At 58.6% G+C, this 12758-nt stretch carries 10 protein-coding genes and 1 pseudogene; 5 read left to right on the top strand and 6 right to left on the bottom strand.

Features of this window, described 5'->3' with window-relative positions:
- Positions 1-80: 80 nt before the first annotated feature.
- The 3 genes from QNH97_RS17505 to QNH97_RS17495 all read right to left on the bottom strand — a co-directional run bounded on the left by QNH97_RS17505 (position 81) and on the right by QNH97_RS17495 (position 3560).
- Positions 81-1217 carry an FAD-binding oxidoreductase gene (locus tag QNH97_RS17505; RefSeq protein WP_283553138.1) on the bottom strand — a complete coding sequence of 379 codons (1137 nt, stop codon included), beginning with the start codon at positions 1215-1217 and terminating at the stop codon, positions 81-83.
- Between the two features lie 9 nt (positions 1218-1226).
- On the bottom strand, positions 1227-2480 hold the full coding sequence (locus QNH97_RS17500) for an aromatic ring-hydroxylating oxygenase subunit alpha (protein WP_283553137.1): 1254 nt from the start codon (positions 2478-2480) through the stop codon (positions 1227-1229).
- A gap of 141 nt (positions 2481-2621) precedes the next feature.
- A complete protein-coding gene (locus QNH97_RS17495) occupies positions 2622-3560 on the bottom strand; it encodes a LysR substrate-binding domain-containing protein (protein ID WP_283553136.1) in 939 nt (312 codons plus the stop codon).
- Between the two features lie 269 nt (positions 3561-3829).
- On the opposite strand from QNH97_RS17495, the gene QNH97_RS17490 reads away from it, so the two are divergent.
- Together QNH97_RS17490 and QNH97_RS17485 are read left to right on the top strand one after the other, a co-directional pair.
- On the top strand, positions 3830-4534 hold the full coding sequence (locus QNH97_RS17490; RefSeq protein WP_283553135.1) for a TetR/AcrR family transcriptional regulator: 705 nt from the start codon (positions 3830-3832) through the stop codon (positions 4532-4534).
- Entirely contained in the window at positions 4524-5309 is a 786-nt protein-coding gene (locus QNH97_RS17485) for a pyrroline-5-carboxylate reductase family protein (protein ID WP_283553134.1), read from the top strand. The genes QNH97_RS17490 and QNH97_RS17485 overlap by 11 nt, the downstream gene beginning before the upstream one ends.
- A gap of 252 nt (positions 5310-5561) precedes the next feature.
- Here QNH97_RS17485 and QNH97_RS17480 read toward each other — a convergent pair whose 3' ends face one another.
- Positions 5562-7598, bottom strand: a complete 2037-nt coding sequence (locus tag QNH97_RS17480; protein ID WP_283553133.1) for an NADH:flavin oxidoreductase — start codon at positions 7596-7598, stop codon at positions 5562-5564.
- Positions 7599-7847: 249 nt separating this feature from the next.
- Here QNH97_RS17480 and QNH97_RS17475 point away from each other — a divergent pair, with 249 nt between their 5' ends.
- The 3 genes from QNH97_RS17475 to QNH97_RS17465 all read left to right on the top strand — a co-directional run bounded on the left by QNH97_RS17475 (position 7848) and on the right by QNH97_RS17465 (position 10456).
- On the top strand, positions 7848-8750 hold the full coding sequence (locus tag QNH97_RS17475) for a glycine betaine ABC transporter substrate-binding protein (RefSeq protein WP_283553132.1): 903 nt from the start codon (positions 7848-7850) through the stop codon (positions 8748-8750).
- A 154-nt stretch (positions 8751-8904) separates the two neighbouring features.
- Complete coding sequence (locus QNH97_RS17470; protein WP_283553131.1) at positions 8905-9525, top strand: dimethylsulfonioproprionate lyase family protein; 621 nt, start codon at positions 8905-8907, stop codon at positions 9523-9525.
- A 28-nt stretch (positions 9526-9553) separates the two neighbouring features.
- The gene (locus QNH97_RS17465; RefSeq protein WP_283553130.1) at positions 9554-10456 is read left to right on the top strand and encodes a DMT family transporter; all 903 of its coding nucleotides are present in this window, start codon (positions 9554-9556) and stop codon (positions 10454-10456) included.
- Positions 10457-10595: 139 nt separating this feature from the next.
- On the opposite strand, the gene QNH97_RS29555 is transcribed toward QNH97_RS17465, so the two are convergent.
- Both QNH97_RS29555 and QNH97_RS29550 read right to left on the bottom strand, forming a co-directional pair.
- Positions 10596-11300 carry a methyl-accepting chemotaxis protein gene (locus QNH97_RS29555; RefSeq protein ID WP_502944547.1) on the bottom strand — a complete coding sequence of 235 codons (705 nt, stop codon included), beginning with the start codon at positions 11298-11300 and terminating at the stop codon, positions 10596-10598.
- Positions 11301-11504: 204 nt separating this feature from the next.
- Positions 11505-12383 (bottom strand): annotated as a pseudogene (locus QNH97_RS29550) (cache domain-containing protein); the annotation flags it as partial.
- Positions 12384-12758: the final 375 nt, after the last annotated feature.

Here is a 12758-nt window from a genome sequence, read left to right as displayed (position 1 = left end):
TGACTGGGAGCGCCAAGATGATGGAGACGTGGGACGCCCTGTCTCACTGGAACCTGACCTCGGGTTCCAGTGAAGCAAGACTAAAGATCAATGACCAAATCAGAAGTAGGCTTGCTGCAGCAGAGCAGGCGCAGGCCTTTGTCGATTTCCCGCTGGCGGATACCGCCGTTGTGATTCATCTCCACTGTCCCGTGCAGCAAGGCGGTCTTGCAGGTGCCACACACCCCTTGGCTGCAGGAGGAGGGCACGATTGCGCCGGCTTTCTTGGCGGCGTTCAGCACGGTCTGGTTGCCCGACATGCTGAACGTCTTGCCTGAGCGCGACAGGGTCACCGTGAACACGTCCTGCTGGGCGAGGGAAGGGCCTGGCTCAATCAACGGGTCCTCATTCAGTGCGGCAATGTCAAAGCTTTCCTGATGATAATGGTCGAAATCGAACGCCGCTTCCCGGAGCAGTGATTGGATGGCCGCCATGTACCCCTGAGGCCCGCAGGTAAAAACTTCCCGCTCCCGGAAGTCGGGCACGTGCTGGCTTAACAGGGACACATCGAGCCGACCTGTCGGTTGAGCCCATTGGGTGATATCGCCAAGCCCTTCGCAAATGCTGATGACCCGCAGCCCCGGCATCGCCGCCTGCAGGCGTTGCAGTTCCTCATGGAAGATGATGTCTGCCGGTGTACGGGCGCTGTGCACAAACACGATGTCGAAGTTGCCAGCCATGTCGCAGGCGGCCCGGGTCATCGACATCAGGGGCGTTACGCCAGACCCGGCGGACAGGTACAACAGCTTTTGGGCGGGATGGCCGACCGGGGTGAAGCTGCCCGCCGGGCCGCTGGCGCGCAGGCTGTCTCCCGGTTTGAAGTGGTCGTGCAGCCAATTCGACACCGGTCCCCCCGGCACCCGTTTGACGGTAATGGAAAACGCAAAGGGACGGGTGGGCGAGGACGACAAGGTGTAGCAGCGAGCGACGGTCTGCCCAGCAATGATCGGCGAAACGGTGATGAACTGACCCGGCTCGAAACTCAGTGCGCTGAAATCCGTACAGCGAAAGATGAACGTCTTTACATCGTGGGTTTCCTGATGCACAGCGCAACAGTGCAGGGTTTTCTGTTCAGCGCTGTTCCATTGCGTGCCGAACGCGCCCCAGGTCATTGGGCCGGTAAACCGCCGGGCGGCGTCAGTGTTGTCCGAGCGCGTCAGGTCTTCATAGGTCGTCATGTTCATTCCTCACACACCGTGGGCGGCCAGACGTGCGGCGTACCAGCGCGAGAACTGGTCGACATAGGTTTCGGTGAAGGCCGAGAACGGCCCCGGCGTGTACGCCGGGTCTTGCGTTCCGCTATGGGTAATGCCGACGAGGCTGGCGTCCTGAAGGTTGGTCGCGGTCCAGACTTCGGTCAGTTTATCGATCTGGTAATCAACGCCCTCGATGGCATCGGCGTGCACCAGCCATTTGGTCCGTACCAGGGTTTTGTCTGGCGCCAGGGGGATGATGTAGGAGACCACGGCATGGTCACTCATGATGTGAGTCCACGAGTTGTGGGTCCACAGGTGCATGTCGCCCAAATCGCGGCGGGTGAGGTCGCCAAACAACCGGGTGCAGGCCACGCGGGTATCCAGGGTCTGGGATTCACCGTTGCCGGCAATGGCCAGGCGCTGGGAGCGGAATTGCGTCACCGCATCTTCCCCCAGGTGTTCGACGGCGTCGCAGATATAACCTTCGCGCTCCCAGTTGTGCTTGGTGTCGGCGTTGTGGCGGTGATATTCCTCCAGTGCCAGCAATGAATCCTCACCGAGCCCATCGGTGCAGAATCCGAAATCTTCGGGAAGGAACGACGCGGTCAGTTCAGGGTGAGTGGCGGCGCAGTGGTAACACTCGCGATTGTTCTCGATCACCAACTTCCAATTGCCGTTCTCGATGATTTCCGACTCATGGGCGATCTTTGAATGGGCGATGTCATATTGGGCGAAACGCGGTGTCATGACCTGATCCAGGTACAGGACGTCTTCGGGTGGTTCGTCCCCAAGACAGACAAAGACATGGGTGCCAATGACGCGGGTATGAACGGGCATCAGGCTTTTGCAGGTGGGATCGAAGTGTTGGCCCATGTGCGCCGCATGCTTCAATCTGCCATCCAGGTCGTAGGTCCATTGGTGATAAGGGCAGACCAGCATCCCCACCGTCGACTTGCCGGGCTGTTTCAAGCGTGCCCCGCGGTGACGGCAGACATTATGAAAAGCCTGTACCTGTTCGTCGTCATCGCGGACCAGGAGGATAGAGGACTTGCCGATATCGAGGGTGGAAACATCACCGGGTTCGGGAATATCGGAAGTTACCCCTACCAGAATCCAATGTTTGTTGAAGAAGATATCCAGGTCAGTTTCAGAGATATCTTGCCGTCCAAACAAACCGCCGGGCATGCCATGTCCGGGTGTGCGGTCGGCCAGAAGTTCACGATGAGTTTTCACGGTAGGGGGCATTGTTGATCTCGTTCTACTTATCGCCGGCAAGAGGCGGCAGATACAGTATTGAAAGGTCAAATAATCCCGTCAACGCGCTTTATTTTCACCCTTGCATAACCCTGCGTTATGCGAAAAGTAGACCGGTGAAACGTATAACTGTCAGTGGCTTAGATAACTGTCGTCGCGCAGCCAATCGACTAATACATCGGTCAGGGGCTCAGGTTTTCGACCCGTCGGAATGACCATGTAATAGGCCTCTTTTGGCTTGATGGAGTAGGGCGTTATTCTGATTAACTCACCGCTATGGAGACGGTGCGCGATCAACCGACTCCACCCCAGTGCAATGCCATGGCCCTGGATGGCCGCCTGGATCGCATCGTTGTAAGAGCTGCAGCGAAAGGAATAAGTCAGTTTGGGGCGCTGATCGCCAAGCTCCCGGCACCAACGATTCCAGGTCATCCAGCCTTCAAGGGTAGAGTCCGAGTCAATCAGTGCGGTGTCCAGAAAATCATTGATCGATGAAGGGGCCGGGTTGGCGGCGAGCCAGGCCGGCGAGCAAACCGGAAAGACCTCCTCATCGAACAGGAAAAGCGAACGTCCATCCTCCCATTTTCCATCGCCAAAACGGATGCCCAGGTCAATATCGTCACGGTATGAACCCGGCGCGGGTTGCTGCGTCATCAGCCGTAATTTGAGTTTCGGTTGAAGCGTGCGTAGTGCGCTTAATCGGGGAAGAATCCGTAAATGTGAAAACGCCTCCGTGCACGCAATGGTGATCTCTTGTTCACCGATGCCCTCGCAAATCCTGTCGAACACACTGGCCATTCGATGAATGGATTCTGCGACGACCAGGTGCAGGATATAGCCCTCGTGAGTGAGCTTGATTGCCCGATGAAGCCGGTGAAACAGCTGGGTCTCCAGGGTATCTTCCAACAAGCGGATTTGTTTGCTGACGGCCGCCTGGGTCACGCCCAGCTCCTGGGCGGCGAGGGTAAAGCTGGCTAGCCGCGCCACGGCTTCGAATTCCAGCAAAGCCGTCATGGACGGTATCAACCGGCGATAGCCTTTGACTTTTTTATCGATATCACCGGATTGCATAGGTGCGTTCCAAAGCTATGGGCGGATCAATCAAGCCACTGAGGTCTGCCGGAGGAGCGGTTGATCCAGGCGCACCTTGCTGACACACTCTTTTGTGCTTTCGGTTCAGGCGTTGTTGTCATCCATGAGCGCTTTCCCGATCAAGAGACGGCGGCGTCTAGTTTTTAGGGTGCTCGGTCAGGATATGCAAGTCAATGAAATGTACTCACGTGTACATTAAAGGTTCGTGGGCGTACATTAAAGCTACGTTTTTGAGAAGGTGAAGCGAGATGTCCCAGTTAGGGAAGGCACGTGGTAAGGCCCAGGACACGGGTTGGCGTGGGTCGCCGGAGGGTTGGCTGGAGGCCGCCTATGATGCCCTGAAGGAGTCGGGTATCGATGCCGTCCGGGTCATGCCGCTCGCCAAGCGCCTGGGCTTGTCACGCACCAGTTTCTACTGGTTCTTCGAGGATCGCGAACAACTGCTGGCGGCCTTGCTGTCACGCTGGCGGGAGACCAACACGGGGGGCTTGATCCGTCAAAGCGAAAGCTATGCCGAAAGCATCTCCGAGGCGATCCTGAATGTGTTCGAGTGCTGGCTTAACCCACAGCTGTTCGACTCGCAATTCGAATTCGCGGTACGCAGCTGGGCGTTGCAGTCGGCTGAGGTCGCTCAAGAGGTCGCGACCGTGGATGAGCAGCGGATGACCGCCCTGGCGAACATGTTCAGGCGCTTTGGCTACGACAGCCCGAGTGCTGATGCGCGGGCGCGGACGATCTACCTGACCCAGATCGGCTACATCACCATGAATACGACTGAATTGATTACCGTGCGCTTCCAGCGCATTCCCCATTACGTGAGCATTTTCACCGGGAAAGTCCCCAAGCCCCGTGAGCTGGATCGTTTTTACGGCAAGTTCGGCTACGCCGAAATCGAGCCCGGGGTTTTCGTGCCCTTGACGGACACGTTCGAAGGCGCTGCCGATGAGTCATGAAACCCTGGGCATCATCGGCGGAACCGGCTGGCTGGGTGGCGCGATCGCCAGGGCCGTGCTGGCCAAGGCATTGTTGCCAACGGGCAACTTGGTCATTTCCAACCGTTCGGGCAGTCATCCGCTGGCGCAACAAGGTGCCTGCCTGGTGACGGATAACCAGGCGTTGGTGGATCGCAGCGACATCGTGATCCTTGCGGTTCGACCCGAGCATTTCGCCAGGCTGAACATCAAGGCGACTGGCAAAACGGTTATCTCCCTGATGGCCGGGATCAAAGCGCAGACGATCTTCGCGCAGACTTCGGCGTCGGCGGTCGTACGGGCGATGCCTAACGCAGCGGTGGAAATCGAGCAGTCTTTCACGCCTTGGTATTGTGCTGGAGCGATAGAGGCGACAACGAGAAGCCTCGTGCAGCGCCTGTTCGAATGCGTAGGCACGGCAGCCGAAGTTCAGGAAGAGGACTTTATTGATTACCTCTCGGCGCTCTCCGGCACCGGTCCGGCTTTTCCTGCCTTGCTGATGACAGCGCTGGCCAATCAGGCGATGGCTGCCGGCATTCCTTCTGACATCGCACAGCTTGCCGCGAAGAGCGTCGTGGTCAACAGCAGCCAGCTACTGGTCAGCCATGACGCTCAGCAGATGATCGACGCCTTGGTGGCTTATCGGGGCGTGACGGCCGCCGCTTTGCAGGCGATGACCCACAGTCATTTCGAAGAGCAGATCGGCAGAGCGTTGCAAGCAGGGGCGGCGGTGGCCCGCAAGGGGCTCCAAGCCTGATCGACTTCCGGGCGGATCGAAGACCTGCCGAATCAAGAACCCAGTGACAATACGATGAAGCCAGTGATACCACGATGAACCCCGTGGCGAGGGAGCTTGCTCCCGCTTGAGCGCGAAGCGCTCACAAAATGGGGTCTGCTGCGCAGCCCAGCGGGAGCAAGCTCCCTCGCCACGGGTGACCGAACGCCTTGAGTGGAACGGGGCAGGTTAAATGGGGACCTGGCCCTATCCCTCAGGACCAGGGGCATGGCGTCAGATGTCTTTGAGCAACCTCAGCGCATCGTAGATGGCGGCATGAGTGTTGCGCGCCGACACTGCGTCGCCGATCCGGAACAGTTGGAAGCGGCCCTCAGGGTTGGTCACGATATTCTGGGTTTTCCCGGCGATCAGATTGTGTTGTTCGACCGCGCCGTTGTTGCTCGAATGCGGGCGCAGATCGAAGTACAAATCGTCCAAGGGGAGGGTGCCGTGGTTGACCACGACCTGATCGACCACTCGCTGCTTGTGCACCTGGCCATAATCGCTACCGAAGTTGGCAACCAACTGACCTTCGCGCTTCTCTACGGAATCGACCCGATAGGTGACCGTAAAGGTGACGTTGAGGTCTTGCAGGCTACGCATGTAAGGCACCAGGTTCATCGCCATCACCTCGGGCGCAAACGACCGGTCTGGCGTGACGATCTCCAGTTTGGCACCGCTGTTGGCGATGACCTCGGCAGCCTGTAGCGCCGCGTGGTCGCCTGCGTCGTCGAAGATCAGCACGTTCTTGCCGGGTTTGACGTCGCCGGAAATGATGTCCCAGGTGGAAACCACCAGTTCATTGCCCTGCTTGAGCACCTCGGTGTGAGGCAAGCCACCCGTGGCGACGATCACCACGTCCGGCGCTTGCGCCAGTACCGTCTCGGCCTCGGCCCAGGTGTTGAAGTGGAACTTCACACCCAGCCGTTCGCATTGCGCCATGCGCCAATCGATGATGCTGATCATCTCGCGGCGCCGCTCGCTCTGGGCCGTCAAGCGGATCTGCCCGCCGGGTTGGTCGGCCACTTCGAACACCGTGACGTCGTGGCCGCGTTCACCGGCGACTCGTGCTGCCTCCAGGCCCGCCGGACCGGTGCCGATCACCACCACCTTGCGCTTGACCGGTGCCTTGGGGATTTCGTGGGGCATGGTGGTTTCGCGCCCGGTCGCGGCGTTGTGGATGCAGTACGCAGCGCCGCCCTGATAGATTCGGTCCAGGCAGTAGTTGGCGCCGACGCAGGGACGGATGTCTTCTTCGCGCTTTTCGATGATCTTGCGCACGATGTGCGGATCGGTCATGTGCGCCCGGGTCATGCCGATCATGTCCACCTTGCCGGAGGCGATGGCGTGGCGAGCCGTGGCCACATCTGGAATCTTGGCCGCATGGAATGTCGGGAAACCGGTGGCCGAGCGGATTTCGCCGGCAAAATCCAGGTGCGGCGAGTTGCGCATGCCTTGGATCGGAATCACATCGGTAAGGCCGGCATCGGTATCAATGTGCCCACGAACGATGTTGAGGAAGTCGACCAGGCCGCTGTCCTTGAGCATGTGGGAAACCTGGAGACCGTCTTTGGCACCGAAGCCACCCGGTAACTCCTCGTCGCCGGTGTAGCGAATCCCGAGCAGGAAATCTTCGCCACAGCGCTGACGAATACCGCGCAACACATCAAAAGTGAAACGCAGGCGGTTTTCCAGCGAGCCACCGTAGGGGCCGTCGAGTTCATTGGTCAAAGGCGACCAGAACTGATCCATGAGGTGCCCGTAAGCCTGCAGCTCCAGGCCATCAAGGCCGGCCGCCTTCATGCGTTCGGCGGCATCGACGTAGTCCTTGATGATGCGATCGATGTCCCAGTCTTCCATCTTTTTCGGAAACGACCGGTGAGACGCTTCACGGCGATGAGAAGGTGATACCACCGGCAGCCAGTCGGCCTTGTCCCAGCGCGTGCGCCGGCCCAGGTGGGTCAGTTGAATCATCACCGCCGCGCCGTGTTCGTGGCACTCGTCGGTGATGTCCTTCATCCATTTGACCACTTCATCCTTGTACGCCAGCACGTTGTTGAACACCGGTGGGCTGTCGCGGGAAACAGCGGCGGAGCCCGCAGTCATGGTCAGCGCTACGCCGGCCTTGGCGCGTTCAACGTGGTAAGCGCGGTACAGATCCTTCGGCATGCCGTCGACAGGATACGCGGGCTCATGGGAGGTGGTCATGATCCGGTTTTTGAGGGTCAGGTGCTTGATCTTATAGGGCTGCAGCAGAGGATCGCTGGACATGGTGTTGCGCTCCGGGAACAGAACATCAGGCTTGGTTGTGACATGACGGTATGTTGAATGTTCATACGTGTCAACGACTGAGACACTGGTGTACATTTTCCTTGCTTAGCATAAAAACCAGGATTAACATCCAGTCGAAACAGGGTGATCCGGCCTGTCCGGTCGGTCATGCCATACATAGATCCAATGGGAATTTAATTCTTCTGCTGCCCTGCCAATAACTATTAATACAGTACGCGGAGATGCACCATGATGACGTTATCCAGTAAGACTTTTATCGGCTGGCTTGCGGGCTTGGCGATGGCCACCAGCAGCCTGGTGGCCCATGCCGAGGAACCTGCGCCCATCCGTATTGGTTGGGTGAATTGGTCGGACACGGAAATCGCTGTAAAGCTGGCAGATACAGCGTTGCGAGAGCACCTGAAGCAACCGGTAAAATTGGTGCTCGCTGATATTGGCATTCAGTTCCAGGCCCTGGCTAACGGCAATATCGATTTGATTCCGATGGTCTGGCTGCCGAACACGCACAAGTCGTTCTATGACAAATACCAAGACAAGCTTGAAGACCTCGGCGTGCTGTATGAGGGGCGAATCGGTATGGCGGTGCCCACTTCCATTCCTAGCAGTGAACTCGCCACCATCGAAGATCTCAATAAGCCAGACGTGCGGGAGAAGTTGGGTGGCAAGATACTGACTTCCGAAGTGGGTAACGGCCAATATAAGCTCACGGAAAAGGCCATCAAGGAATATAAACTCGATGGCTACAAGATGGTCGCCTCTTCAGAATCCGGAATGCTGAGCGAGCTGGATCGCAACCTCAAGCGTGACAAATGGGCTCTGGTCAACGCCTGGAGCCCGCACTGGATGTTCGCCAAATGGCCGCTGCGCTACCTGGATGATCCGAAGCAGGTGTTTGGGGGGGCCGAGCAAATCCATGCGATTGCTCGCAAAGGTTTCAGTGCAGAGCATCCTGATGTTGCCCGGTTCTTCGCCAACTTCAAGATTCCCCCAGCTGACCTCGAGAAATTGATGGCCGCTGCCCGTGACAGCTCGGCCGACAAGGTCGTTGCAGAGTACTACGCCGCCAACAAGCCCCGCTTCGAGGCCATGTTTGGCAGTCAAACCGCCTCCGCGACAACCGCTCAGCAATGACCGCCGCTTTCCTATAGTTTTGCAGTTGGGCGCCCTTGACGAAAAGTGAAGGGCACCGGCTGTATCGATGAACCTTCACGCGCTCTGATGGCGCTGCAGGATGTCGGGCAGCTTGTCATATCCTTCGTCCAGCTCAGGAGTGGCGTCAAAAACGATGATAAACAGTCGCGAACATTTGTCGTTGGAACCGGATGTCATCAACAGCGGGCAACGGCTTCAACGATCACTTCATGACGTGCTGTCACATGGCACGCCGGATTCAATACAGGCGCATGCGGGCGCTCTGGACGCGGCCCAATGGGTTATCAAGAAACCGTTGGAAACGCCGCGTGGATTACCTGCGTTCCTGGAGCCCTATTTGCCCCAGGCACTCGGCGCCGCGCCCAGAACCGATGAACATCTGGAGGCGCTGCTGGAGGCGTTGAGCGCGCTGCTGCCTCATCTCTCCTGGACCCATCGCCAGGCCCAGGCAGGCCAGGACGACAGGTTCGTACAAAGGCATCGGCATGGCATGATCGCCGGCCCGGGAGGACTGTTTGAATGTTCCTCCTTGACCCTGGGATTGGCACTCATGGCGCCTGATACCCGCTATCCCTTCCACCAGCATCCTCCGGCTGAGTTCTATCTCGTTCTTTCCCCTGGCGACTGGTATCGAGAGGACGTGGGTTGGTGGAGTCCCGGAGCAGGGGGCGTTGTCGTCAATCCTCCTTCCTGTATCCATGCAATGAGATCAACGCACGTTCCACTGTTGGCGCTGTGGGGTTTGATTCACTAGCGTCGGGCCATCATGCAGAGTCTGAGATATGTCGGTAACAAACCGATGGAGAAAGCCAGTAGCGGTGCGCACCGTGCATGATGCCCCGCGGCCCCAACTCGGCATTATCTTGTGCCTGCTTTCAATGCTGCTCTTTGCAGGCCAGGACGGGATCACCAAGGTGCTGGTCAAGGACCTCCCGGTCGCGCAGCTCGTCATGGTGCGCTATTGGGTTTTCCTTGCGTTTGCTATTGGCTATAGCGTCTATCAAGGACGTCTGCGGGTTGCCTGTCGAAGCCAGCATCCCGTTCTCCAGATCCTCCGGGCGCTGATTGGGGTTGGCGAAAGCGCTTTGTTCGGGTTGGGGCTGCGTTACCTGGGAATGGCTGAGATGCATGCCTTGTATGCGGTCTTTCCCCTGATGACCCTGGCGTTGGCGGGAGCATTCCTGGGCGAGACCATCGGCATTCGTCGATGGGTGGCTGCGGCCATCGGTTTCATGGGGACCTTAGTGATCCTGCGTCCAGGGACCGGTGTTTTCGAACTTGCCGCGCTGATTCCCCTGTTATCGGCCCTGGGTTTTGCAATCTTCAGCGTGCTGACCCGACGAATCAGCCGGGATGATTCCTTCGCGACAAATATGCTCTACATGGGATTCTTCGGGGCGATAGCCATCACGCTGTCAGGCTTGCCAGGATGGGTTTCTCCGAGCCCGGAGCAGTGGGGCCTGATTGTTGTGCTTTCCACGATAGGCATGCTGGCGCAGCTTTTACTCCTCCAGGCGCTCAAGTATGCAACGGCCGGTACGCTTCAACCCTTCAACTACACGCTATTGGTGTTTGCCACGTTCATCGGCCTGTTCGTCTTCGGCGAACTGCCTGATCTATGGACAGTAGCGGGGGCAGGGTTGGTGGTGATCGGTGGTCTGTATGCGTTGAAGGCAAAAGGGTAGGGATCGCACCCTGTCCGAGGCGTGTCCAGCCGTTATGTGCTCAACGACTTGAGGGGATATGAAAACGCCGTGACGAGTGTCACGGCGTTCTTGATATTACGTGCAGAGAGCCGTCCCTGGCCCGCTCAGGTGCAACAATCTAGAACTTGAACCGCCCCACCAACCCCTTGAGTTGCCCGGAAATATCGGTCAAACGCCCCGAACCGGTCTGTGCCGAGTGGGCAAACTCCTCGACCAACTGCGCATCGGCATGGATCTGCGCGATGTGCCGGTTGATGTCTTCGGCCACCTGGTGCTGCTCTTCAGCGGCCGTAGCGATCTGGGTGTTTTGGTCGCGGATCGAGTCCACCGAGTTGCGGATCTTGTCGAAACTGTCGCGGGCCTGTTGGATGCGCTCGACGCTGGTTTGCGACGTTTGCAGGCTGCCCTGCATCTGCAGGGTGACTTCCTGCGTACGCCGCGCAAGGTTGCCCAGCAGGCTGTCGATCTCGCCCGTGGAGTCGGCGGTACGCCGGGCCAGGGCGCGGACTTCGTCGGCCACCACGGCAAACCCGCGACCCTGATCGCCGGCACGTGCCGCTTCGATGGCGGCGTTGAGCGCCAGCAGGTTGGTCTGTTCGGCAATCGAGCGAATGGTGTCGAGGATGGTGTTGATGTTCTTGCTGTCCTGTTCCAGCGCCTGCATGGTCTGGGTCGACTTTTGCAGGTCCTCGCTCAGTCTGAGGACACTGCCGGTGGCTTCGCCGATGTGCTGTTGCCCGTCGTGCACGTCGCGGTAACCCTCGTCCGCGCTGGTGGCAGCCTGGCTGCACGAGCGGGCCACTTCGTTGGCGGTGGCGACCATCTCGTTGAACGCCGTGCTCACCAGCTCCACAGCCTGACGCTGGCGCCCGGCGGCTTCGTTCATGTTCTGGGCCACTTCGCTGGTGTCGGCCGCCGCATTTTGCAGGTCGGATGAGGCGCTGCCGATGCGCTGCACCAGTTGCGCGATCATGCCCAGGAACTGGTTGAACCAGCTGGCCAGGGTGGCGGTTTCATCCTTGCCCTGCACCGTGAGTTTGCGGGTGAGGTCACCTTCACCTTCGGCGATTTCCTGCAGGCCATTGGCAACCCCGCGAATCGGCCGCACGATCACGCTGGCGAAACTGGCACCGACGATGGCGAAGACTACAGCCAGCGCAGCAGCGATGGCGGCGATCAACCAGGTCAGGCTCGAGGCCTCGGCCATCACTTCGTCACGCTTGATCAGGCCGATGAAGCGCCAGCCCAGGCCTTTGGAACTCACGACGTTGGCCATGTAGGGCACTCCGTCGATCTCGATCTGGGTCACGCCATCGCTGCTTTTGGCCAGCTCGGCATAGTTGGGACCCAGGTCGGCCAGCGGCTTGAAATTGTGCTTGGCATCGGCGGCGTCCACCAAGACGTTGCCGTTGGCTTCCACCAGCATCAGGTAGCCGCTTTCACCCAGCTTGATGTTCTTGACCAGTTCGGTGAGTTGCTTGAGTGACACGTCCAGGCCCACCACGCCCACCAGTTTGCCAGCGGAATCGGAGATCGTGTGGACGATGCCAATCAGTGACACATCATCGGGTGCCCAGTAATAGGCATCAGTGCGTACGTTGTTGCCAGGAGAGGCGATGGCAGCTTTGTACCAAGGGCGCACGCGCGGGTCGTAGTTGGAAATCTTGGGATCGTCAGGCCAACTGGCGTAGCCGCCATCCGCCAGTCCTACGGAAAGATAGGCCGTGGTTGGATGGCTTTTGGCGAATCGGTCAAAGATCTCTAAAAGCTGCTTGTTGTTCTCAGGCAGGGGAATCTGTGCGGCGTCGGCACCGGAGTAATTTTTCAGATCTTTGGCAGCGACAATACGCGGGTCCTTGGCGAAGAATTCAACGTTCTGGCTGATGCCGTCGAAGAATTGCTTCATGCCATTGTCGATCTGGCGAATCTCACGACCGCTGCTGTCCAGGAAGTTGGCTTTGGCGGCGTCGCGCAGGTTCAACACCACGAGCACCGCCACCAGGATAACCGGGAGGCAGGCGATGGTCGCGAACGCCCATGTCAGCTTCTGTTTGATATTCATGACTTCTCCCGCAGGTATTTATAAGAGTTGGAACGGCGGAAACATTAGCTGTGAGCGTTGCGAATCTGGAGGTGGCGCGCCCATGTCTACCTATAGCGTATCGACCAAAGTCCAATGTACTTTAGGTCGATCAGCTATAACCGGATGCTTATCGGCTGCGGCAGGCGATTGCAGACAACCTCGCTAATCTGGAAGATAGCGGCGACGGCTCTGCATCGC

The sequence above is a fragment of the Pseudomonas sp. G2-4 genome, assembly GCF_030064125.1.
In the GTDB taxonomy this organism is placed as follows: Bacteria; Pseudomonadota; Gammaproteobacteria; order Pseudomonadales; family Pseudomonadaceae; genus Aquipseudomonas.
Note: the sequence above shows the minus strand (reverse complement) of the source record. Positions and strands in the feature narration are given on the sequence as shown.